Genomic DNA, 22547 nt, shown 5'->3' with positions numbered 1-22547 from the left:
GGGGCGGGGTCCCGTAAGCCGCCTACGCGCGGAGCGACCGCCGTACGTCCCGCCCACACGCGTAAGCGATCGGCGAGATCAACTCCTCCGCGTCGGGCAACCAACGGTTGGCGGGCGTGGGCCGACAGGCCCACTGAACCCGCCCGTGCGCCCCGAACCGCGTAGGCGGCGCAGCCACATACGCCCCCTCCTCGAGCACATCCAGATCCAGCGACGCAAGCGGCCACCCCAACTTCCGTACAAGATCGGGCACCTTCACACTCGCCCCCGGCAGCACGAAGAACTGCACCCGCCGATCCGGCGTACACGTCACCGGCCCCAGCGACAGCTCCATCCGCTTCATCCGGGCCAGCGCGAGAAACCCCGCGGTCTCCGGAACGGAAATCGCGTCGAACGTACGGCCCGTGGGCAGCAGAATCGACGCGGTCGGCTGCTTCGCCCAGAGCTGGCGCGCAACGGTCGCACTGCCCGTCGCCTGCGTCGGCCAGTCCTCCCGCGCCGGATGCGCGCCGGGTGCGCCGCAGGCGGGCTCGCCGCACGAGCAGCGCTGCACCCCGTCGACGGCTTCCAGCCAAGTGCCGGGAAACACGTCCCAGTGGCGCTCTTCGGCGTAGCGCACGGCGATGTCCTGCAGAGTCTCCCCGCGCTGCTTGGGGATCCGCGCGGTTTCGGTGCTCGTGATCGTCTCTTCCATGCTCAACTCAACTGCCTCACCTATTTGGCGTTACGGCCCCGGCGTGCGCGGTGGGGGAGCACCGTTTTCGCATGTGGGGCGCATGGATGCATGGGTGGGGGCGCGCACGGGCAACGACAGCGGGGGCTGGGTAGCCAGGTGTGGGGGACGGCACCAGCCATTACCCCGGCAATCCTCATATGTCCCGCATCTTCGGTATGTCGGCGGGGCATTGATCTTCGAGGCCGGAACTTTTCGCTCCTTTCACGGGAGCCGGAGGTTCGGCCGCTGAGGACACGTCTACTCGGTGCGTGGGCAGGCACCGCAGCCACAGGGGGTACGCCATGGCCGCAAGGCCGCTCGTCGCAAGGCAGCCGAACGAACGGCTGCAGGCGCTCATCCAGGAAGCGGGCTGCTCGAACGCCGGGCTGGCCCGCCGGGTCAACATGTGCGGCGCGGAACACGGTCTCGATCTGCGCTACGACAAAACGTCCGTAGCGCGCTGGTTGCGCGGTCAGCAGCCGCGCGGGCGGGCGCCGGCCATCATCGCCGAGGCGCTGGGCCGCAAGCTGGGCCGGACAGTCACGGTCGACGAGATCGGGATGGCGAACGGCAAGAACCTCGCCTCCGGGGTGGGCCTGCAGTTCTCGCCGACCGTCCTCGGCGCCATAGAGCAGGTCTGCGAGCTGTGGCGCAGCGATGTGGGGCGGCGGGACTTCCTGTCCGGTTCGTCCGTCGCCGCCTCCGCGCTCGTCGAGCCGAGCCGCGACTGGCTGATCTCCTCGCCGGACGCACAGGTGTCGCGCTCCGGGGGGCCGCGGGTCGGGTCGGCGGACGTGGCGGCCGTGAAGGCGATGACCCAGGCGCTGGTGGATCTGGACCACCAGTACGGCAGCGGGCATGTGCGCCCGGTGGTCGTGCACTACCTGAACAGCGTGGTCTCCGGGCTGCTGGCGGGTTCGTACCGGGAAGCCGTCGGGCGTGAACTGTTCGCGGCGGTCGCGCGGTTGACGGAGCTGGCGGGCTATATGGCCGTCGACACCGGACAGCCGGGGCTCGCGCAGCGCTACTACATCCAGGCGCTGCGGCTCGCGCAGGCGGCGGGGGACCGAGGATATGGCGGGTACGTTCTTGCCGCGTCCATGAGCCACCTGGCCGCGCAGCTCGGGAATCCGCGGGAGATCGCGCAGTTGGCGCGCGCGGCGCAGGAGGGGGCGCGCGGGCGGGTGACGCCGCGCGCGGAGGCGATGTTCCACGCCGCGGAGGCGCGCGGGCACGCGCTCATGGGTGACGCGCGGGCGGCCCAGGTGGCGTCGGGGCGGGCGGTCAACGCGATGGAGGCGGCCGACGACGCCTCCGGGGACGATCCGCGGTGGATCGCGCACTTCGACGAGGCATATCTGGCCGATGAGTTGGCGCATTGTCATCGGGACCTCGGGCAGGCGCAGGCGGCCGCGCGGTGCGCGGAGGAGTCCCTCGCCGGGCATCCTCAGTCGCGCGCCCGGCGCCGCGCGATCGGGTTCGTCCTGCTGGCCACCGCGCAGGTGCAGCAGCGTGACGTGGAACAGGCCTGCCATACGGGAATGAAGGCGGTCGAACTCCTCGACACGCTCCGCTCCAACCGTGGCGCCGAGTACCTGGAGGACTTCCAGCAGCGGCTGGCGCCGTACCAGGACGAGCCTGCGGTACGGGAGTTCGGGGCGCGGCTGGATCTGCAGGCCGCTGCGTAACAGGGCCATTAACAGCGTCCCGCGCGGCGATTCTGTTACACGTGCGCGGTGGGGCCAGAGTCACGTCCTGAGCTGCGTGGCATCGGATTGTGGGGACCCGGTAGCGTGAACCGACGATTCCGTAGGTCCCCCATTCGTAGGAGTCCCGGTGACGCAGAACGGACAGGGCGAGGAGCCCTCGCCGCGACCAGCGCGCGAAGGCATCGTGCTGCCGTCCGACGGCAGCGCCCCCCTCCTGCCGGGCACCCCACCGGACCACACGACACCGGCAGGCGGCCAGTCCTGGGACCAGCCCTGGGGCCCCGGCCGCCCACCGCAGACTCCACCGGGCCAGGACCAGGGCGGCCACACGGAGGGTTGGTCGGCCCCGGCACAGGACGGTCACGCACCGGCTCCGGGCTGGGGCACACCGCCCGACCCCACGTCGGGGTGGAACGGCGATCAGGGGTCGGGGTACGGGGCGCAGGGCTCCGCCCAGGGGGAAGGGTACGGAGTTCCGGGGTCCGGCCAGACGTCACAGTACGGAGCGCAGGGCTCGGCCCCGGCACCGCAGTACGGCGCGCAGGGACCCGACCAGGCGCCGCAGTACGGAGCGCAGGGCTCCGCCCCGGCACCGCAGTACGGGACGCAGAGCGCCGACGCCCCGCCCCAGTGGGGCACTCCGTCGGCACCGGGCGAAGGGGGCCACCAGCCCCCTCCGGCCGGCGCACCGGCTCCCCAGGCGGGGCAGTCGGCTGACACGGGAGGGCTCCCGCCGGAGGGCGCGACCCCGTCGCCACAGGGGGCGGAGGGGTACGGCGCACCGCAGCGGACGGACGGATTCGGGGCACCGCGGACGCCGGGTGGTTTCGCAGGGCAGCAGCCCGAGGCCGGATACGGCGCTTCGCAGGCGCCTGTTGGCCCCGGGGGTTCGCAGGCACCGGACGCGCACGGCACGCCGCAGGCCCATGGCCAGGCGGCGTCTCTGCCTCCGGCCGAGAACCCGGCAGCGCAGACGCCAGCCGGCCCGGCAGGGGTGCAGGCGCCGGGCGGCTACGTAGCCTCACCGGACTTCGCCGGCCAGTCGGCGCCGCCCGGATCCGGCGGGCACGGCGCCCCGCAAGGGCCTGCCGAGCCGTCCGCGTCACAGACGCCCGATGGCTACGGTGCCTCGCAGCCACAGCCGGGCCAGGCGCCGCCGCTTCCCTCGGCCCAGCATCCGGCACCGCAGGGGCCCGTCGGCTCCACCGCTCAGCAGGTGCCCGGCACCCCCGCAGGCTCCCCGGCACCAGCCGCGTACGACCCCTCGCAGGCCTCAGCCGGTCAAGCGGCACCCCTTCCCCCCGCCGAGCTCCCGGCGCGAGCGCAGGGCGGGCACTCGGCGCCCCTGCCCCCCGCAGCCGGTGCTGACGAAGGCGCCACCCAGTACCTGCCGCCGGTCGCATCCGGAGCGTCCGGGACGCCCGGTGATGAGGGCGTCACCCAGTACATCCCTCCGGTGAGCCCGGGTGCTCTGCCGCCGGAGGCCCCGGCAGCCTCCGATGCCGAGGCGACGCGGTTCCTCGGCCGGGTTCGGCAGGGTGGTCCGGGGCCGATGCCCGCCGTAGGCGCCACGGCCGCAGGGGCGGGCGCCGGACCCATGCCTCCGGCCGCCGACGCCGACCCGGACGCTCAGGCCACGCAGTACATTCCGCCGGTTCCCGCGCAGCCCGGCGGGGGAGGCGCGGCGTACGGCATACGGCCGGGTGCGCCGGGTGACCGGCAGCCGCCGGTCGAGTTCGACAACCTCTTCCGGGAGGCCTCGGACGGTCCGGACGCCACGCAGCAGTTGCCGCAGGTCGACCTGCCGGGGGCGCCCGGCGGACGGGCCGCCGCCCGGCGCGAGCGCGGATCGGCGGACAGCGGCCGCGGCCATGGCAACGGCAACCGCGGCAGCAGCCGGGGCCGCATCCCCCTGATCGCTGCCGTGGGCGTCGGCATCGCCGTGCTCGGCATCGGCGCCGGCGCCATGCTCAGCGACAGCGGAGGCGACGACGGCGGCGACAAGAACAAGACCGTGGCAGCCACCGCCCCCACCGCGGAGGAATCCGCGTCCGCCTCCGCCGACCCGGCCAAGGCACAGGCCGTGGCCCTCGACAAGCTCCTGGCGGACAGCAACGACAGCCGTGACGCGGTGATCAGGGCCGTATCCGCCGTACGGGGTTGCACCAACCTCGGCCAGGCCGCCACCGACCTGCGTAACGCCGCCGAGCAGCGCAACGGACTCGTCACCCGTCTCGCGGGCCTCTCCGTCGACAAACTGCCGAACCACGCCCAGCTGACCGCCGCGCTCAACAGCGCCTGGAAGGCCTCCGCCGCGGCGGACAACCACTACGCGGCCTGGGCCGACCAGGTCGCCGCCAAGAAGGGCTGCCCCAAGGGCAAGGCCCGCACCACACCCCAGACCCGGGCGGGCAACCGCGAATCCGGCACCGCAACCACCCAGAAGGCGAAGGCCGCTCCGCTGTGGAACGCCATCGCCCAGACCTACGGCTTGACGGAACGCCAGCCCACGCAGCTCTGACCTCCGGCGGTGGGGCGGGGGCGCCTACGGGGATGGTGGGTTCGATTCGCGGGCGACTGCGGGCCGCGCGAGCAACTACAACGCACCCGCACCCAAAAACGAACCCACCCGCTCAACCAGCGGAGCTACCCACGTTCTCGAGGATCCGCGACACATTCGTGAACCCCTTCCGAGCCGCCACCAGTTGCCCCTCCCGTACCACCTGGAAGGTCACGTTCGAGTTGATCACCCGCGGGAACCCGCTGGCCGCGATCAGATCCGAGAAGGCCCAGCTCAGCGTCGGCGTCAGCCCGCCCGTCTCGATCTTCAGGCCGTCGTCGAGCGCCCGCCGCACCGTGCGCGCGGACACCTCGCCTTCGTCCAGCGACTCGACGGTCTGCTTCAGGACCTCGTAGGCGATCCACGTGGTCTGCACGCCCGCGTCCGAGGCGTCGATCCGGTTGTCGCCGAAGGCTTCCTTCTGGATCACGTCGCGCATCGCGTCCCACCGCGGGTCGCTCGACGCGGGGTACCAGCCGGTGACGTACGACCCCTCGTACGTACGGCCCGTGGCGTTGATCACCGACTGGTCGACGCTGCCGAGCACGGTCGCGGTCCGCACCGCCGGGTAGTCGTCGGTGATACGCCGGAAGGAGTCCATGAAGGTGTTCGTGCGGTCGCCGAGCGCGGGCACCACGCACCCCTTGTTGCCCGTGGGGTCGGACGTGGCCCGCTCGATCGCCTGCCTGGCGTGCCGCGAGTACTCCGTGGCGTCGTCGGCGGCCCGCAGGTCGCCGGCCTCCGCGTGCTTCCCGGCGGTGAGCCCGGAGTCGAGCAGTACCGGCAGCCCGTCACCGGCGATCGTGTCGGGGCGTACGAGGGAGACGGGGCCGCAGCTCTTGGCGAGCTCCCGGCCGAGGCCGGCCAGCAGCGCGGGCTGGCCGCCGTTGACGGGATAGGAGAGCGGACTGGTGAACTCGTCGTCGGTGAGGCCGTATCCGCCGATGAACGGGATGCCGGCCGCCTCCAGCGGGGAGAGGAAGGAACGGCCGTACTGGCTGTACGAGCCCACGACCGCGGCGACGTCCTCCTTGACCGCGCGCCGGGCGCACTCGGCGGCGCGCACCGAGTCGTTCTGCTCGTTGCAGGTGATGACGTTCAGCTCGCGGCCGTTGATGCCGCCGCCCTTGTTGACCCAGCGCGCATAGGCCTTCGCCATGGCGGGCATACCGGGCTTGTTCGTCGCCTTGGTCTTCTCCGGCGCCATGGTCATGACGGTGACGGTGTCGCCTCCGGAGCCCCCCGTGACCCCGGAGACCACCCCGCACCCAACGGCGAGGGAGGCACACGCCACCAGGGCGCCCGCGGACAGCATGCTGGCCTTGATGCGTCGGGAGCTGAGACGGTGGGGGGTGCTACGCCTGCCGGTCATGAGCATGCACGATTCCGCCACATTCCAAATGTCCGAGTGATCTTGCCTCAACGTTCGGTTACGCGAAGGTGAATAGCGGGGGTCCGCGAGGACAGTTTCGGGCGGGAACGTACGATCGGTGACCGTGCAAGGTTCGGAGAAGTCTTCCCGTCATGGCCGCCGCTCATCCACCATGGGCGGCATGGCACTCAACGACATGCCGTGGTGGCGCTGGCGCAGCAATGTGCGCTCCGCGCTGCACATGCTCTCCGACCCCGGCTTCCAGCAGAACGTCTGGCTCGCGGGCGTGGACGGGTACGGCGACGTCACGGACGCCGTGTACCGCCTCGTCGAGGACACCTGGCTGGACAACTGGTCCGCCGAGAAATACGTCGGCACGATCTTCCGGGACTCGCAGGAGGCGGCGCTCGTCGACAGCGCCGTACTGCGCGTGCTGCGGATCATGCACCAGGTGGGTCCGGACGCGCCCGTCTCCGCGTACCTCGACCACCAGGCGTGGCCGGAGGCCGTACGGGCCGCCCGGGACGCGCATGTGCGGATGGCGGCGAGCGACGGGGAGGACCCGGACGCACCGCCGCGCACGCTCGAGGTCCTCCGGATCATGACCCGGTCCGCCTGACCGTACGTACGCAGCACGTACGTAGATGCGCCCGCACCTCCGGCCGTATCTCCGCACCCCCGGGCCGCACGTCCGTGAAGTGGGACGAGTGCTCATCGTGTCGTACCGATATGGGACCCTGGCAGGCATGACCGAGCCCGCCGCCGACCAGGCCGACCAGTACGTGCTGACCCTCTCCTGCCCGGACAAGAAGGGGATCGTGCACGCCGTGTCGAGCTACCTCTTCATGACCGGGTGCAACATCGAGGACAGCCAGCAGTTCGGCGACCACGACACGGGACTGTTCTTCATGCGGGTCCACTTCTCCGCGGAGCCTCCGGTCAGTCTGGACAAGCTGCGCGCCAGCTTCGCCGCGATCGGTGACTCCTGCCAGATGGACTGGCAGCTGGACCGCGCCGAGCAAAAGATGCGCGTCGTCCTCATGGTCAGCAAGTTCGGCCACTGCCTGAACGACCTGCTGTTCCGCGCCCGGATCGGCGCGCTGCCCGTCGAGATCGCCGCCGTGGTGTCCAACCACACCGACTTCGCCGAACTCGTCGCCTCGTACGACATCCCCTTCCATCACCTCCCGGTCACCAGGGACACGAAGGAGCAGGCCGAGGCGCAGTTCCTGGAGCTCGTGCGCGAGGAGAGGGTGGAGCTGGTCGTCCTCGCCCGCTATATGCAGGTGCTCTCCGACGACCTGTGCAAGCAGTTGAGCGGCCGGATCATCAACATCCACCACTCCTTCCTGCCGAGCTTCAAGGGCGCGAAGCCCTACCACCAGGCGCACGCGCGCGGCGTGAAGCTGATCGGCGCGACCGCGCACTATGTGACGGCCGACCTCGACGAGGGCCCGATCATCGAGCAGGAGGTCGAGCGCGTGGGCCACGAGGTCACGCCGGAGCAACTCGTCGCCGTGGGGCGCGATGTGGAGTGCCAGGCGCTGGCACGGGCGGTCAAGTGGCACGCGGAACGCCGGATCCTCCTGAACGGACGGCGCACGGTCGTCTTCGCCTGACCGAACGTGCCCCGAGCCGCGGGCGGGGAACCTGGAAGGGGCCCTACATCCGGCTCAGCGAAGCCGCCGCGAACAGTACGTCCCTGATCGCCTCCCGGTCGCCGTTCTGCCCGGCAGCCGCCTCCAGCGGTGAGACATGGCCGGCCGCCAGTCGGCAGAACTCGACGCCGTCCAGCGCCACATGGGCCACTTCGAGGTCGGCGGACGCCAGCGCGCCGGGGGAGTCGAGCGGGATGAGCCACTCGCCGCCACCGGAGCCCTCGATCTCCAGGCGCAGGCTGCGGCCCGGCGCACCGGCCGGCACGAGATGCCGCGCGCGGCCGGGCCCCGCGAGGCCCGCTTGACGGCGGGCGGCCAGCGTGTGGGACAGCTTGCGGGCGCCGAGTTCGATGATCCGGTGCAGCTGCCGAGGGGCGGGCGGCTCGTACGGATAGTCCACGGCGTCCGCGATGTCCCCGGCGTGCATCCAGCACTCGAAGGCCCGGTCCAGCATCGCGTCCCGCAGCGGCAGCTCGAAGTCGCCGTACGGCACGGACAGTTGCCCGGAACGTCCGCCCGCGAACGACACCGTACGCACGAGGTTGTGACTCTGCTCGCGCCAGGGTCCCCGTACGGACCGGGTGTGCGGGAAGTGCGCCTCGCGCCAGAAGGCCTCGGTGCGGCCCGCCGGGGTCTGCGCGTGCGCGGTGATGTCGCCGAGCGGGTCGTCGAGACCGAGGGCGACGGCGACGAGGCCGTCGACGGCCAGCAGGTGGGCGATGACCTTGGCGACGGTCGTACGCCGGCTCGTGGCCTTGTCGCGCTCGAACCAGTGCAGCCGTACGGGCGCGTGCCACTCGGCGTCGCCGAAGTCCTGGAGCAGCGCGTCGAGCCGGGCGGCCTCCGCGTCGTACGGGACCGCCCAGTCCGGCACCGGGATGCGGGGCGGGCGTCGCTCGAGGCAGCCTTCGAGGACCCGGCAGCGCAGCCGCGGGTCCAAGTCGAGGCTCTCCGGCTTGTGCAGCAGCCCGACGGCCTCGCGCAGCCGCAGCGCCTCGTCGGCGCAGGCCCCGCAGAGGCCGAGGTGATCCTCCACGGCTGCCGTCTCCTCCGGGGAGCACGCGGCCAGCGCCCAGGCGCCGAGCAGCGACTGCAACACCCGGTGCTCGAGCAGCAGCGGCGCCGGCGGCGGATCGGGCAGCGGCAGCCCGGTGTCCTCCACGGAGGAACGCGGCATGGGGATGGGCAGCGGCCCTCCGGGCTCTTGACGGCTGCCGGGTCCCTTGGAGTCGCCCCCCGGCCTTTGCGGTCCGTGCCCACCGTCCCGGCCAGGTGATCCGCCCGCGCTGCCCCCGCCGTCCGGGCCGGCTGGTCCGTCCACGCCGTCCACGCCGTCCTGGCCGGGCGGGCCGTTGCCCTGGGCACCCACAGGACCGCGGTGCTCCCCCTCCGATTCCGCGTGCTCCCCGTGCGCGGCCTGCGCGTCGCCCTTCTCTTCTCCGTCGTCCCCGTCGTACGCCCCGAAGTGGTCCGCGTCGCTCACCGTCCACCCCCGTCGTCGGGCGCCTCGGACGGTCCGCTGTCGTGGGCGGTGGCCAGCAGCTGGAGGCCGAGACGGAGCCGGCGGCGGGCCTCGTCCTCGGTGACGTCCAGGTCGGCGGCGGCCTGGCGGTAGTCGCGGCGCTGTACGTACGCCAGGTCCAGGGCCGCGCGCAGCGGGGCGGGCATCGCCGTGACGATGTAGTCGGCGCGGGCGGCCACCGAGGCGCGGCGCACCCTGCGCTCCACCTCCTCCGCGCTGCCCGGGCCGCCCTCGGCCAGCGCGGCGGCCTCGGTCTGCCGCAGGCGCCGCACGGCGAGCCGGTGGGTCAGCGTGGCGATCCAGGAGCGGAGGGGGCCCTGCCTGGGGTCGTACGCGTCCGGGTTCTCCCAGGCGTGGGCGAACACCTCGCGGGTGATGCTGTCGGCGGCGTGTTCGTCACTGAGCACGCGATAGGCAAGTGCGTGCACAAGTGAAGAGAAACGGTCGTAAAGCTCACCGAGTGCGGCAGCCTCCCCCCGTGCGAGCCGCTGCTGCATCTTGCGGTCCCAGCGGGGCGGCGCGTCCCTGTCGGCCATGCGGCCCCCTCACCCCCGGTCGTGCCCGGCACCTGTCCCTTGTTCACCGGATTCCCGTCGGACCTCGTCGGATCCTCGTTCCCGGCATCTTCCCGAATGTAGCCGTCGGCCCTGACGGCGCACGTCCCTTTACGGCAATGCGCGCTCCTGAGAGAGCCGCGGATGGTAGTGCTCTCCTCACGCTGTGCATGCGCCTACCCTTTCTGCTTCTGATCAGACAGGATCGAAGTAGACCGCGTACGACCGAATCGGGGACGCCTGGGGCGCAATTCAATTCAGGATCCGGGTGTTTCACGGAGCGAAGGTGGGGCAGCCGCGCACCCAGGGAAGTGTAGGAAACACTTCCGCTTCCGTCCCCCTGGCCTCTGAGGGCCTGTCGGGATCTACGGGGTCTACAGGGACCTTTCGGGGCCCGGTCCAGGGCCCGGTTCGAGGTCAGCATCGTCGAGGGAGAGGCAGGCGCGTGACGCTCAGGGTGACCGACGGCGAGCAGGGCGGCTGGGCCGTGCTCCAGGTGTCCGGCGAGATGGATCTGGTGACGTCACCGGTACTTCGACAGCGGGTGCACGACGCCGTGGCCGACGGCCGCCGCAGCCTCGTGGTCGACCTTTCCGGAGTGCTGTTCTGCGATTCCAGCGGCGTCGGCGTACTGATAGCCACCCGCCGGCTGATCCGCTCCTGCCAGGGCGAGCTCCGTCTCATCCTCCCCGCTCAGGGAGCCGTGGACGGTTCGCACGTCAACCGCGTCCTGGGCGCCCTCGGCGTCCGCCGCCTCTTCGATGTCTACCCGGACGTCGACGCGGCCGTGGACGACGAGTCGAGCCCCCTGTCGGCCTGAGCACCTTCGGACCGATCCCCGAGGACGCTTTCTGTCGGCGTGATCTTCGTCACGCGCAAACGCCGACTGCCCCTGAAATATCGCCCTTGCGACTTCGCCACGGCGTTGTCGCGGAATTCCCCCGTCCTTGGCACAAGCGTCGTTTTCCGCTCCCCAGGAGCGCCCGGCGTCGTACGCTCCCTGCCAGACGCACCCCATCTGATGTGTAAGGCGGCCTGAAAAAACATGGTCAGCACCGAGTACGAGCGACGGATCGCCGCCCGGTTCGCCACCTTCGACCAGGACGGCAACGGCTATATCGACCGCGAGGACTTCAGCGGCGCGGCCAAGAAGCTGCTCGCCGAGTTCGATACGACGGCCCGGTCCGACAGAGGGCAGGCCCTCTACATCGGCGCGGAGGCCTTCTGGCAGGGCATGGCCGGGATAGCCGACCGGGACGGCGACCAGCGGATCACCCGCGAGGAGTTCGTGAACGGCGCCGTCAAGCGGCTGCGCGACAACCCGGACCGGTTCGCCGACATCGCCCGCCCGTTCCTCCACGCGGCACTCGCCGTGGCCGACAGCGACCAGGACGGCGCGATGACGGTCGACGAGACCGCGCGCGTCCTCAAGGTCCTCGGAGTACCCGACGACATCGCCACCACCGCGGCCGGCGCCCTCGACGCGGACGCCGACGGCCGCATCACCGAGCCGGAGATCGTGACCGCTTTCGCCCGCTACTTCACGGTGCCGGAGTAGTTTTCGACGCCTTCGTAGAGGCCGTATTACCTGATGCGGCCCCTGTAGACCCCGAAAAACGCTCCCTCAGCTTGTACTTGAGGACCTTCCGCAGCGTCTCATTGCGCGGAAGGGCGTCCACCACCTCCAACTGCTCTGGCAGCTTGTGCACGGACAGCCCTTCCGCGCGGAGATACGAAGTCACCGTCTCCAGTGTCAACGCCGAAGCCCCCGACGGCTGTTCGACCGCCTCGATCACGGCACAGACCCGTTCCCCGCGCTCGGCGTCCGGCAGCCCGATCACCGCGGCGTCGCCGACGTCCGGATGCCGGTGCAGCAAATCCTCGATCTCCTTGGCCGAGATGTTCTCGCCTTTGCGGATGATGACGTCCTTCAGGCGCCCGGTGAGCACCAGATGGCCCTTCTCCGTGAGCCGCCCAAGGTCCCCGGTGATGAGAAAACCGTCCTCGTCGAAGGCCTCGGCGGTCTGCGCCGGGTCCAGATACCCCTGGCAGACGGCCTCCCCGCGCAGCCGCACCTCCCCGTCCACGATCCGTATCTCCATGCCCTCTGGAGGCCGCCCCTCGGTCGTCGCGAGGTCCTCCGGGGTGTCGTCCGGCGACCCCATCGTGATCATCGGTACCTCGGTCATGCCGTACCCGTGCGTGAGCTGGACCCCCAACTCGCGTACGACGGCATGGTGCAGCTCGGGCGGCTTCGGCGCCCCACCGCCCGCGAGCAGCCGCAGCGTCGGGATGACCGGAGTGCCGGTCTGCTTGCGCTGCTCGGCGAGGAACATCGAGTAGAACGCCGTCGAGCCGCCCGCCACCGTCACTCCGTGCTTGCGATACCCCTCGAGCGCCTCGGGCAGCGCGAACTTCTCGAAGAGCACCGCCGGGAACCCGTACAGCAGCAGCATCACCAGATAGTCCGGGCCGCCGATGTGCGCGAAGGGGAACGCGATCGAGCCGACGTCGTCCGCCGACAGGTGCAGCGCGTGCGCGAGACACGACCCGCCCGCGATCAGTGACCGGTCCGTGTGCAGCACGCCCTTGGGGTCGGAGGTGGTGCCCGAGGTCCAGTAGATCCATCGCACCTCGCCGCCGTCGGAGGGCGGCGGGGGCAGGACGTCCGGATCGCCGTCGGGCAGGGAGTCGTACGCCTCGAAGACGCCGCGCGCCCCGATGCGGTGCGCCATCTCCGTGTGGTCGAAGCCGCGCCACTGGCCCGGCACGGCGAAGTACGCGGCCTCGGACTCCCGTAGCGCGAAAGCGACTTCACGGTCCCGGTAGAAGGGGATGACCGGCGTCTGTACGGCCCCGAGCCGCGCCAGGGCCATGGCCAGCAGCACCGTCTCGATCCGCGTGGGCAGCTGCCAGGCGACGACCGAGCCGGGGCGCACCCCCATGCCGTACAGGCCGGCAGCCGCCCGCTCAGCTCCCGAACGCAGCTCCTCGAAGGTGAGGGTGCGGTCGTCCTGGAGGAGGACGGGACGGCCGGGCGTGAGCGCGGCACGGCGTTCGACGAGCTCCCAGAAGGTGCGCGAGGTACCGAGAGCGTGTGCGGTATCAGTCACGACGGCTCCCCAAGAGGCCTAAAACTGACGACTAGTCAGATCGGTAGCCAGGAGCGTAGGCCGCGCCGCCTTGTCGGTCCAGGGGTGCGGAGCTAGCCTTCTTTCTGACGGTCCATCAGATACGGGCCCTCGTACCCGCCCGCCGAAGGGGACTGAACCCATGACCGAACTGCCTCGGATCATCAGCGTCGACGACCACGTCATCGAGCCCGCGCACCTCTTCGAGACCTGGCTGCCGAAGAAGTACCAGGACCGCGGGCCGAAGCCGCTGACCGCCGGCATCGGGGAACTCGCGTACGTGGGCGGCAAGTACCAGATCACGATGGACCCGGACGGGCCGCCGACCGACTGGTGGATCTACGAGGACCTCAAGTTCCCGTACAAGCGCAATATCGCCGCCGTCGGCTTCAGCCGCGACGAGATGACGCTGGAGGGCATCACGCGCGCGGAGATGCGGCCGGGCTGCTGGGACCCGGTGGAGCGCCTCAAGGACATGGAGGCGAACCACGTCGAGGCCAGCCTGTGCTTCCCCACCTTCCCGCGCTTCTGCGGGCAGACCTTCGCCGAGGCGCACGACAAGGAAGTGGCGCTGGCCTGTGTGCGCGCGTACAACGACTTCATGGTCGAGGAGTGGTGCGGCGGCAGCGGCGGCCGGCTCATCCCGCTGTGCATCATCCCCCTGTGGGACATCGACCTCGCGGTTGCCGAGATCCAGCGGAACGCGGCGCGCGGCGTCAAGGCGGTGACCTTCTCCGAGATCCCCACCTACCTGGGGCTGCCGTCCATCCACTCCGGCTACTGGGACCCGTTCTTCGCGATCTGCCAGGAGACCGGAACGGTCGTCAACATGCACATCGGGTCGTCCTCGCAGATGCCCGCCGCCTCCCCGGACGCGCCCCCCGCCGTCCAGGCCTCGCTCAGCTTCAACAACGCGATGGCCTCGATGATGGACTTCCTGTTCAGCGGCGTCCTGGTGAAGTTCCCGCAGCTCAAGCTCGCCTACTCCGAAGGGCAGATGGGCTGGATCCCGTACGCCCTGGAGCGCGCCGACGACGTCTGGGAGGAGCACCGCGCCTGGGGCGGGGTGCGCGACCTGATCCCCGAGCCCCCGTCGACGTACTACTACCGGCAGATCTTCTGCTGCTTCTTCCGCGACAAGCACGGCGTCGCCTCGCTGGACGTGGTCGGCCGCGACAACGCGACCTTCGAGACCGACTATCCGCACGTCGACTCGACCTTCCCGCATACCAAGGATGTCGCCCTCGACCATGTGAAGGGCCTCGACGACGAGACGGTCTACAAGCTGATGCGCGGCAACGCGATCCGCATGCTGGACCTGGACTTCGACAAGTAGACGAGCGGACGCGTCATGGACCTCGCGTACACGCCCGAAGAGGAGGAGTTCCGCGCCCGGCTGCGTGAGTGGCTGGGCAAGGTGCTCCCCACGCTGCCCCCGAAGCCGTCCCCCGACGACTGGCCGGCCCGGCGCGCGTACGACCTCGGCTGGCAGCGCATGCTGTACGACGCCGGGTACGCGGGCCTGCACTGGCCCGTCGACGCGGGCGGCCAAGGAGCCACCCCGACCCAGCATCTGATCTTCCTGGAGGAGACGGAAAAGGCGGGCGCCCCCTACGTAGGGGCCAATTTCGTCGGCCTGTTGCACGCCGGGCCGACGATCGCGGCCGAGGGCACCGCCGAGCAGCGGGCGCGCTGGCTGCCGCCCGTGCTGCGCGGCGAGGAGGTGTGGTGCCAGGGGTTCAGCGAGCCGGACGCCGGCTCGGACCTCGCGGCGTTGCGCACGCGCGCGTGGCGGGACGGCGACGACTACGTAGTGAGTGGGTCCAAAATCTGGACTTCCCATGCGGAAGTCGCCGACTGGTGCGAGCTGTTGGTGCGTACGGATCCCCAGGCGCCCAAACACCGGGGCATCTCCTGGCTCGCGATGCCGATGGACGCCCCAGGGATCACGGTCCGCCCCTTGCGTACGCTCGCGGGCTCCACCGAGTTCGCGGAGGTCTTCCTCGACGAGGTGCGAGTGCCGGTGGCCAACCGGGTGGGCCCGGAGAACGACGGCTGGCGCGTGACCATGGTGACCCTCTCCTTCGAACGCGGCACCGCTTTCGTCGGCGAGGTCGTGGCCTGCCGTCGCGTACTGGGCGAACTGGCCCGCGAGGCACGCAAGAACGGCCGCTGGGACGATCCGGTACTGCGACGCCGACTCGGTCGGCTGAACGCCGAGTTCCGCGCCCTGTGGCGGCTCACGCAGTGGAACGTCGGTGAATCCATGGGGGTCCCCCCGGTCGAGCGAAGTCGAGACTGGGGGAGGACGGGTGGTGTACCCGGCATCGGGGGTTCGGTTTTCAAACTGAGGTACTCACACGCGCGGCAGGAGCTGTACGACACCGCCGCCGACGTCCTCGGCCCCGAGTCGCTCGACCTGGCCGCCGAATGGACCCTGGACCGGCTGTCATCCCTCTCGTACACCATCGCGGCCGGCACCTCACAGATCCAGCGGAACATCGTGGCCGAACGGATCCTGGGCCTCCCGAAGGGGCGGTGACCTCCCGACATGCGCTTCCAACTCACCGAGGACCAGCGGGCGTTGCAAGCAGGCGTACGCGAGCTCCTCACCCGCCGCTTCGGCCGCGAACAGCTCCGGGCCGCGCTGGACACCCCGGGCCTCGACCGCACCCTGTGGCGCGAGCTGGGCGAGGCGGGCTTCTTCGCGCTGCGGCTCCCCGAGGCGGACGGCGGTGTCGGACTCGGCCTGCCGGAGGCGGTCCTGGCCTTCGAGGAGGCGGGCCGCGCCCTGCTGCCCGGCCCGCTGGTGGCCACCCACCTCGCGGCCGGCGAGGTCCCCGGAGCCGCCACCGGCGAGCGTGTCGTCGCGGCTGTGGACGGCGCCCTCGTGGAGTGGCTGGACGAGGCCGACGTCGTACGCGGGGACGTGACGGGAGCGGTCGCGATGCGCTCGGCGGACCCGCTGACACCCCTCCACAGGGTGCCGCGGGCCGCCCCCGCCGACCCCGTCGCAGCCCTGCTCAGCGCCGCCGAGCAACTCGGCTCGGCAGTACGTACCTGCGAATTGGCCGTGCAACACGCCCGGGCGCGCGAGCAGTTCGGGCAGCCGATCGGGGCCTTCCAGGCGGTCAAGCACCTGTGCGCGGAGATGCTGGTACGCGTGGAGGTGGCCCGCGTCGCGGTGTACGCGGCCGCCGTCACGGCCGACCCGCTCGACATCGCCGCGGCCGGACTGCTCGCCGACGAGGCCGCCGAACGGGGCGCCCGCGACTGCCTCCAGGTGCACGGCGGCATGGGCTTCACATGGGAGTCCGACGTGCACCTTCATCTCAAACGGGCCTGGATGCGGGCCAGGCGGGGCCGCGGCGCGGCGGACGCCGAGGAGGCGCTCGCGGAGGATCTGCTGTCCCCGGCGGCACGGTAGGCGAGTCCCTTGAACGGCCGCCGCGCGAGCCCTTTGTCGCCGATCGTGGCACCCCGAAACGGACGGATGCCGCGGAATGTGGCAGACCGGAATTACCGTGCGTCGATATCGGGTTGTGTCCGAGGTGTGACTCGTCACGGCCTGGAGTCAGCGGTGAGCTCCGGTACCTTGTGTGGGATGCGAGTGGTTCTGAGGCCGAGCCATCCCGGTGTTGCCCTTGAGGTGGCTCCGGACCCGGCGATGCGCCGCCCTCGCAGGGCGGGATCAAGCCCCGGTCCAGCCCGTTCGACTCCCCGTGACGAGCGTCGCACAGTATGCCGTACGCATACTCCTTCGCGCTGGAATATGCCCGAAGCGCTTGTTGGGGTGACTGTACGTCAACCATGCTGTCACGTAAGGGAGTCACGGTCCGTGACCCCTGTCTTGCCCATGATCGTGGCCCTCGGTCACGAGGCGATGTGTCCGCCGGTTCGGATGGTGTGAACGGTGCAGGTGCTTCAAGTGCAGCTGGAGATCCGGCCCGACCCCTCAGAGGTGGCGCGGGCCCGGAGATGGGTCCGTTCGCGGATTGCCGGGTCGGCCATAAGGGTCGACGAGCCACTGGCCGAGACCCTGATCCTGCTCGTCTCCGAACTGGTCACCAATGCCGTGGTCCACACCGGCAGTCCGGCCGTACTGCGTCTGTGCCTGCCGGGTGCGGCGCCCGACACGGGGGCGGGGGACGGCACTTCGGCCGAGGTCGCCGAAGCCGCCACCGTCCGCCTGGAGGTGGCCGACACCAGCGCCCGCCCACCACGCCCTCGCTGCGCCGACGGCGACGAGACGGGCGGCCGAGGCCTGGCACTGGTCGACGGCCTGGCCGACCGCTGGGGCTGGAGCCCCGAGGGCGCAGGCAAACGCATCTGGTGCGAGGTGGACCGCAGTTCGACCCACGGCACGGCCACGACAGCATGCGAGACGGCTCCTACGACGTGCGAGGGCGGCACAGCGGCGTACAGGGGTGGCGCGACGTCGTACGAGGACTTGGCGTACGAGGCGGTCTGAGTACCGCGCCTGAGGGGGGCGCAGGCCCCTTCAGGCGCGCAGGGCTGTGACATGTGCGGCTCCGCCGCGGCGCGCGAGCAACCACAATGAACCCGCACGTTCAAAACGCGCACCCAGCGGAGCGTCACCGTGGCGGAGTGCGCCGGTCAATGCTTCCAGAGTCACCGGCCAGGTGTTGACGTGACGTGTCCGTTTGATCACGCTTATGGTCAGCGATTCGCCGTGAGGGGACGACGAGGGTTCCGGTGACGGGAACCCTCGACGAGCGCGGATCGTGATTCGGCGTCGGGCTCCTACAGGGCCACGGGGTGTCCTCGCTCGAACGAGGGTCGTCCGAGGGGCAGGGCGGGTACGCCGGAGCCGGATGGCGGCGCGCAGTGCCGTGCTCGGGGCAGCGGAGCGCGCCGCCAGCCGATCAGTGCGACACCGGATCGGTGCGAACTCGGTGGATGGGAAGTTCAGAGGATGGCGACCGGCGCCACAGGAGTTCCCGTGCCGCCGACGAACGGTTCGGGCATCGCCGACAGCAGGAACGTATAGCGGGATTCTTGTCCACAGGCTGTGGACAACTTTTCGAGATTCCAGTTCTGCCCCTGGAGCATGCCCATCTCGACGAGATCAAGGGCATGGACAGGCAACCACAACCCCTCTATTTCCGGCGGAAACACCTCAAAGGTGAGGGTGTCATTCGCGACCGCCGCGACATCGCGCGCGTGAAACCACTCCGGAGTACGGACGGACAGCCCGGGCGAGGGGTATGCGTACGCGTGCTTGTCGCCCGCCAGGTAGAGCTGAACCTGTCCGGTGCGTACGAGAACGATGTCACCGCGGCGGACCCGGGCGCCCGCCAACTCCTCGGCCGCCTCCAGGTCTTCCGGTGTCACCGCGTGATCGCCCGCCAGGCGATCCGTCCCGCGCGCGCGGGCCACGTCCAGCAGGACGCCGCGCGAGACGATGTGCCGAGGCTTGTCGATACCGCTGAACTCCGCGCCCGCGTGCGCCGTGACGGTGTCGGCCGGACGGCCGTTGTAGATCTTCCCCGAGTGCGAGACATGGGTGAGTGCGTCCCAGTGGGTCGCCGCCTGCAGCCCCATCGTCACGGCGTCGTCGCTGCAGGCGACCGTGCCGGGACCGAAGATCTCCTGGTTGATCTGCACCATGGTGTGCAGCGGGTTGACGCGCCCCGGGATCATCCCGGTCTGCACACCGTCCTGCTGGAGGGGGAGTGCGAGCGGGACGCGCCGTCCGGTGCGCACGGTCGCGGCGGCCTCGCGTACGACCTCGTCGGTGATCAGGTTCAGCGTGCCGATCTCGTCGTCGGCGCCCCAACGGCCCCAGTTGTTCACGCGCTTGGCGATGTCATGGAACTCGGCCGGCAGTGACATCGGGGCCTCCCGGGGCTTGTCGCCAGGTATCTGACGGGTCGTAGAATCACACTGAATCCAAATCTAACGGTCCGTCAGAAACTGCGGGACGGGAAGGGGCCGGTGTGGGGAACTTCTTGGCAGACAAGGTCGTCGCCGTGACCGGAGCGGGGCGGGGCATCGGACGCGCCGTCGCGCTCGCGGCAGCCGCCGAGGGAGCGCGGGTCGTCGTCAACGACTACGGCGTCTCCGTGGACGGCGGTTCACCGACGAGCGAAGTCGCCGATGCCGTGGTGAAGGAGATCCTGGCGGCCGGAGGTGACGCGGTCGCCGTCGCCGACGACATCTCGACGATGGCGGGCGGACAGCGCGTCGTCGACACCGCGCTGTCGTCGTACGGGCGGCTCGACGGCGTCGTCTGCGTGGCCGGGATCCTGCGCGAACGGATGCTGTTCAACATGTCCGAGGACGAGTGGGACCCCGTCCTCGCCACCCACCTGAAGGGCACGTTCACGGTCTTCCGGGCCGCCTCCGCGGTGATGCGGAAACAGGGTTCGGGCGCGCTGATCGGCTTCACCAGCGGCAACCACCAAGGGTCCGTCTCCCAGGCCAACTACAGCGCGGCGAAGGGCGGGATCATCTCGCTGGTACGGAGCGCCGCACTCGGCCTGCACAAGTACGGGGTGACCGCCAACGCGGTGGCACCTGTCGCGCGTACGCGCATGTCGGCGAACGTACCCATGGAGCTCAAGGAGATCGGCGAACCCGAGGACGTGGCCGCACTGGTCGTCTACCTGCTGTCGGCCCGGGCCCGCGACGAGGGCATCACCGGTCAGGTCTACACGATCGCCGGGCCCAAGATCGCGGTGTGGGCACAGCCGAGGGAGCTGCGGGCGGCATACGCGGAGGGCACGCCCTGGACTCCGGAGCGGATCGCGGACTTTCTGCCGGGGACGGTGGGGGTGGATCCGATGCCGATGCTGGAGCAGTTGGAGGCGATGGCCAGGGCGGCTTCGGAGAAGACACGGCCGAACGCGTAGGACGGCCGGGGATGGGAGGGAAGCATGGAGTTCGGGTTCGGCGCCGAGGACGAAGCCTTCCGAAGTGAGGTACGAGCCTGGCTGCGTACGCACCTCGTCGGTGACCCGCCCCGCCGGGAGTGGGAGCGGGAGCTCGGGCGGGACGGGTGGATCGGGCTCGGATGGGGTGCCGGCGGATACGGCAATCGCACGGCGAGTCTCGTCCAACAGGTCGTCTGGGCCGAGGAGTACGCCCGCTCCCGCGCGCCCGCCCGGTCGGGGCACATCGGCGAGAACCTGCTGGCCCCGACGCTCCTCGCGCACGGTTCCGAGGAACAGAAGAGCCGCTTTCTGCCGCCGGTCGCCCGTGGTGAGGAACTGTGGTGCCAGGGGTACAGCGAGCCGGGGGCGGGCTCGGATCTCGCCGGGGTGCGCACCGCTGCCGTACGCGACGGGGCTTCGTACCGGGTGACCGGCCAGAAGATCTGGACCTCCCTCGCCCATGAGGCGGACTGGTGCTTCGTGCTGGCCCGTACCGAGCCGGGATCGCGGCGGCACCACGGGCTGAGCTTTCTGCTGGTTCCGATGGATCAGCCGGGGCGGATCGAGGTGCGGCCGATCCGGCAGATGACCGGGACCAGCGAGTTCAACGAGGTCTTCTTCGACGGGGCGCACGCGCGCGTGGAGCACGTTGTCGGCGGTGAGGGGCAGGGCTGGCGGGTCGCCATGGGGCTGCTCGGCTTCGAGCGGGGGGTCTCGACGCTGGCCCAGCAGGTGGGCTTCGCGCAGGAGTTGGGGCGGATCCTGGAGAAGGCGATCGCCACGGGCGCGGCGGACGATCCCGTCGTACGCGATCGTCTGGTGCGGCAGTGGGCCGAGCTGCGGACCATGCGGTGGAACGCGTTGCGGACTCTGGGCAGTTGGGGGCCAGGGGCTGCTGCGGACGCCGGGGCTCCCAGTGTCGCCAAGCTGCTGTGGGGTCGCTGGCATCAGCGGCTCGGGGAGCTGGCGATGCAGGTACGGGGCGCCGAGGCGACGGTCGGGCCTGCGGACTGGGCGCCTTCAGCACCGTACGAACTGGACGCCCTGCAACACCTGTTCCTGTTCAGCCGGGCCGACACCATCTACGGCGGCTCGGACGAGATCCAGCGCACCATCATCGCCGAGCGGGTGCTCGGCCTGCCGAGGGAACCGAAGGGCTGAGGTGGCCATATGCGGGGCGTGATCTTCGACGGGAAGCAGGCTCAGGTCGCGGACGACCTGGAGATACGGGACGTGGGGCCGGGTGAGGTGCAAGTGGCGATCTCGGCGGCCGGGCTGTGCCACAGCGACCTCTCGGTGGTGGACGGGACCATTCCGTTCCCCGTTCCCGTGGTGCTCGGGCATGAGGGCGCGGGTGTGGTCGAGGCGGTGGGCGCGGGTGTCACGCATGTCCGGCCCGGCGACCATGTCTCGCTCTCCACGCTCGCGAACTGTGGTGCCTGCGCGGAGTGCGACCGAGGCCGGCCGACGATGTGCCGCAAGGCGATCGGGCGGCCGAAGCAGCCGTTCACGCGGGACGGCCGGCCGGTGTACCAGTTCGCGTCCAACTCGGCCTTCGCGGAACGCACCGTGGTGAAGGCCGTCCAGGCGGTCCGCATCCCCGACGACATCCCGCTGTCCTCCGCCGCCCTGATCGGCTGCGGGGTGCTCACGGGCGTGGGCGCGGTGCTGAACCGCGCGCGCGTGGACCACGGGGACAGCGTGGTGGTGATCGGTACGGGCGGGATCGGGCTGAACGTGCTCCAGGGTGCCCGTATCGCGGGCGCGTCCACGATCGTCGCCGTGGACGCGAACCCGGCGAAGGAGGCGGCGGCGCGGCAGTTCGGCGCGACGCACTTCCTCACGTCGACGGAGGGTGTGCGGGACATCCTCCCGACGGGCGCGGACCACGCCTTCGAGTGCGTGGGCCGAGTCGAACTCATCCGCCAGGCCATCGACCTGCTCGACCGCCACGGCCAGGCAATCCTGCTCGGCGTCCCGCCCGCGACCGCGGAGGCGTCCTTCCTCGTCTCCTCGATGTACCTGGACAAGTCGATCCTGGGCTGCCGCTACGGCTCCTCGCGCCCACAACGCGACATCGCCCTGTACGCCCAGCTGTACCGCGAAGGCCGCCTGCTGCTGGACGAGCTGGTGACGGCGACGTACGCGATCGAGGACTTCGAGAAGGCTAAGGCGGACGCGGAGGCGGGGCGGGTGGCGCGGGGGGTGCTGACGTTCTGAGGGCCGGGCTGCGCGGTCTCGCCAAGTGCCCTGTTGCCCGGCGAGGCGTCAGTTCTCCGTGTGTTCGCTGCCTTCTGCGCGGGCTGCGCGGGCTGCGCGGGCGCGCTGCGCGCGGAGCTCCACGGCGTCGAGGAACAGGCCGATCGCGGTCTCGAACTGGTCCTCTTCGTCGATTTCCGCGAGATAGGGGGCGACCTGTGCCAGGTTCGG

19 protein-coding genes are annotated in these 22547 nt (G+C 70.7%); 13 read left to right on the top strand and 6 right to left on the bottom strand.

What is annotated here, in order from left to right:
* Window positions 1-22: 22 nt before the first annotated feature.
* Entirely contained in the window at window positions 23-694 is a 672-nt protein-coding gene (locus G6048_RS20790) for a bifunctional DNA primase/polymerase (protein WP_165341074.1), read from the bottom strand.
* Window positions 695-1017: 323 nt separating this feature from the next.
* Between G6048_RS20790 and G6048_RS20785 the strand changes: the two genes are divergently transcribed.
* Window positions 1018-2403, top strand: a complete 1386-nt coding sequence (locus G6048_RS20785) for a transcriptional regulator (protein WP_165341073.1) — start codon at window positions 1018-1020, stop codon at window positions 2401-2403.
* Window positions 2404-2551: 148 nt separating this feature from the next.
* Window positions 2552-4945 carry a hypothetical protein gene (locus G6048_RS51880; RefSeq protein ID WP_206341843.1) on the top strand — a complete coding sequence of 798 codons (2394 nt, stop codon included), beginning with the start codon at window positions 2552-2554 and terminating at the stop codon, window positions 4943-4945.
* Window positions 4946-5057: 112 nt separating this feature from the next.
* Here the strand turns inward: G6048_RS51880 and G6048_RS20775 are convergent, their stop codons facing one another.
* Window positions 5058-6356 carry an ABC transporter substrate-binding protein gene (locus tag G6048_RS20775; protein WP_165341072.1) on the bottom strand — a complete coding sequence of 433 codons (1299 nt, stop codon included), beginning with the start codon at window positions 6354-6356 and terminating at the stop codon, window positions 5058-5060.
* A gap of 118 nt (window positions 6357-6474) precedes the next feature.
* Between G6048_RS20775 and G6048_RS20770 the strand changes: the two genes are divergently transcribed.
* Both G6048_RS20770 and purU read left to right on the top strand, forming a co-directional pair.
* On the top strand, window positions 6475-6975 hold the full coding sequence (locus tag G6048_RS20770; protein ID WP_165341071.1) for an SCO4402 family protein: 501 nt from the start codon (window positions 6475-6477) through the stop codon (window positions 6973-6975).
* Between the two features lie 127 nt (window positions 6976-7102).
* On the top strand, window positions 7103-7975 hold the full coding sequence (purU, locus tag G6048_RS20765) for a formyltetrahydrofolate deformylase (protein WP_165341070.1): 873 nt from the start codon (window positions 7103-7105) through the stop codon (window positions 7973-7975).
* Window positions 7976-8018: 43 nt separating this feature from the next.
* Here the strand turns inward: purU and G6048_RS20760 are convergent, their stop codons facing one another.
* Complete coding sequence (locus G6048_RS20760) at window positions 8019-9335, bottom strand: zf-HC2 domain-containing protein (RefSeq protein ID WP_408056150.1); 1317 nt, start codon at window positions 9333-9335, stop codon at window positions 8019-8021.
* Between the two features lie 158 nt (window positions 9336-9493).
* Entirely contained in the window at window positions 9494-10072 is a 579-nt protein-coding gene (locus G6048_RS20755; protein ID WP_165341069.1) for an RNA polymerase sigma factor, read from the bottom strand.
* A 463-nt stretch (window positions 10073-10535) separates the two neighbouring features.
* On the opposite strand from G6048_RS20755, the gene G6048_RS20750 reads away from it, so the two are divergent.
* Entirely contained in the window at window positions 10536-10910 is a 375-nt protein-coding gene (locus G6048_RS20750) for an STAS domain-containing protein (protein ID WP_165341068.1), read from the top strand.
* A gap of 225 nt (window positions 10911-11135) precedes the next feature.
* Window positions 11136-11648: an EF-hand domain-containing protein gene (locus tag G6048_RS20745; RefSeq protein WP_165341067.1), complete on the top strand. Its 513-nt coding sequence runs from the start codon at window positions 11136-11138 to the stop codon at window positions 11646-11648.
* Here G6048_RS20745 and G6048_RS20740 read toward each other — a convergent pair.
* Window positions 11632-13203, bottom strand: a complete 1572-nt coding sequence (locus G6048_RS20740; RefSeq protein ID WP_165341066.1) for a class I adenylate-forming enzyme family protein — start codon at window positions 13201-13203, stop codon at window positions 11632-11634. The genes G6048_RS20745 and G6048_RS20740 overlap by 17 nt on opposite strands.
* Window positions 13204-13363: 160 nt before the next feature.
* On the opposite strand from G6048_RS20740, the gene G6048_RS20735 reads away from it, so the two are divergent.
* The 4 genes from G6048_RS20735 to G6048_RS20720 all read left to right on the top strand — a co-directional run bounded on the left by G6048_RS20735 (window position 13364) and on the right by G6048_RS20720 (window position 17692).
* A complete protein-coding gene (locus tag G6048_RS20735; protein ID WP_165341065.1) occupies window positions 13364-14557 on the top strand; it encodes an amidohydrolase family protein in 1194 nt (397 codons plus the stop codon).
* Between the two features lie 15 nt (window positions 14558-14572).
* Window positions 14573-15763 carry an acyl-CoA dehydrogenase gene (locus tag G6048_RS20730; protein WP_165341064.1) on the top strand — a complete coding sequence of 397 codons (1191 nt, stop codon included), beginning with the start codon at window positions 14573-14575 and terminating at the stop codon, window positions 15761-15763.
* Between the two features lie 9 nt (window positions 15764-15772).
* Entirely contained in the window at window positions 15773-16648 is an 876-nt protein-coding gene (locus G6048_RS20725; RefSeq protein WP_165341063.1) for an acyl-CoA dehydrogenase family protein, read from the top strand.
* A 486-nt stretch (window positions 16649-17134) separates the two neighbouring features.
* Window positions 17135-17692, top strand: coding sequence for an ATP-binding protein (locus G6048_RS20720; RefSeq protein ID WP_408056149.1), 558 nt, complete (start codon window positions 17135-17137; stop codon window positions 17690-17692).
* A 458-nt stretch (window positions 17693-18150) separates the two neighbouring features.
* Here G6048_RS20720 and G6048_RS20715 read toward each other — a convergent pair whose 3' ends face one another.
* Complete coding sequence (locus G6048_RS20715; protein WP_165341062.1) at window positions 18151-19077, bottom strand: cyclase family protein; 927 nt, start codon at window positions 19075-19077, stop codon at window positions 18151-18153.
* A 104-nt stretch (window positions 19078-19181) separates the two neighbouring features.
* Here G6048_RS20715 and G6048_RS20710 point away from each other — a divergent pair, with 104 nt between their 5' ends.
* Genes G6048_RS20710 through G6048_RS20700 form a run of 3 tightly spaced genes read left to right on the top strand, consistent with a single transcriptional unit; the run spans window position 19182 to window position 22337 of the window.
* The gene (locus G6048_RS20710) at window positions 19182-20096 is read left to right on the top strand and encodes an SDR family oxidoreductase (RefSeq protein ID WP_165341061.1); all 915 of its coding nucleotides are present in this window, start codon (window positions 19182-19184) and stop codon (window positions 20094-20096) included.
* Window positions 20097-20120: 24 nt separating this feature from the next.
* Complete coding sequence (locus tag G6048_RS20705; RefSeq protein ID WP_165341060.1) at window positions 20121-21278, top strand: acyl-CoA dehydrogenase family protein; 1158 nt, start codon at window positions 20121-20123, stop codon at window positions 21276-21278.
* Window positions 21279-21287: 9 nt separating this feature from the next.
* Window positions 21288-22337, top strand: a complete 1050-nt coding sequence (locus G6048_RS20700) for a Zn-dependent alcohol dehydrogenase (RefSeq protein WP_165341059.1) — start codon at window positions 21288-21290, stop codon at window positions 22335-22337.
* Window positions 22338-22547 lie beyond the last annotated feature (210 nt).

It is taken from the genome of Streptomyces ureilyticus, assembly GCF_011045025.1.
Taxonomy (GTDB): domain Bacteria; phylum Actinomycetota; class Actinomycetes; order Streptomycetales; family Streptomycetaceae; genus Streptomyces; species Streptomyces ureilyticus.
The sequence above is the reverse complement of the archived record's forward strand: the minus strand, read 5'-3'. Positions and strand labels throughout refer to the sequence as shown.

Bases quoted from the DNA above. Each gene is read 5' to 3' on its own strand.
- G6048_RS20790 (WP_165341074.1), bottom strand. From the start codon at position 694: ATGGAAGAGACGATCACGAGCACCGAAACCGCGCGGATCCCCAAGCAG.
- G6048_RS20785 (WP_165341073.1), top strand. From the start codon at position 1,018: ATGGCCGCAAGGCCGCTCGTCGCAAGGCAGCCGAACGAACGGCTGCAG.
- G6048_RS20775 (WP_165341072.1), bottom strand. From the start codon at position 6,356: ATGACCGGCAGGCGTAGCACCCCCCACCGTCTCAGCTCCCGACGCATC.
- purU (WP_165341070.1), top strand. From the start codon at position 7,103: ATGACCGAGCCCGCCGCCGACCAGGCCGACCAGTACGTGCTGACCCTC.
- G6048_RS20755 (WP_165341069.1), bottom strand. From the start codon at position 10,072: ATGGCCGACAGGGACGCGCCGCCCCGCTGGGACCGCAAGATGCAGCAG.
- G6048_RS20745 (WP_165341067.1), top strand. From the start codon at position 11,136: ATGGTCAGCACCGAGTACGAGCGACGGATCGCCGCCCGGTTCGCCACC.
- G6048_RS20735 (WP_165341065.1), top strand. From the start codon at position 13,364: ATGACCGAACTGCCTCGGATCATCAGCGTCGACGACCACGTCATCGAG.
- G6048_RS20730 (WP_165341064.1), top strand. From the start codon at position 14,573: ATGGACCTCGCGTACACGCCCGAAGAGGAGGAGTTCCGCGCCCGGCTG.
- G6048_RS20725 (WP_165341063.1), top strand. From the start codon at position 15,773: ATGCGCTTCCAACTCACCGAGGACCAGCGGGCGTTGCAAGCAGGCGTA.
- G6048_RS20715 (WP_165341062.1), bottom strand. From the start codon at position 19,077: ATGTCACTGCCGGCCGAGTTCCATGACATCGCCAAGCGCGTGAACAAC.
- G6048_RS20705 (WP_165341060.1), top strand. From the start codon at position 20,121: ATGGAGTTCGGGTTCGGCGCCGAGGACGAAGCCTTCCGAAGTGAGGTA.
- G6048_RS20700 (WP_165341059.1), top strand. From the start codon at position 21,288: ATGCGGGGCGTGATCTTCGACGGGAAGCAGGCTCAGGTCGCGGACGAC.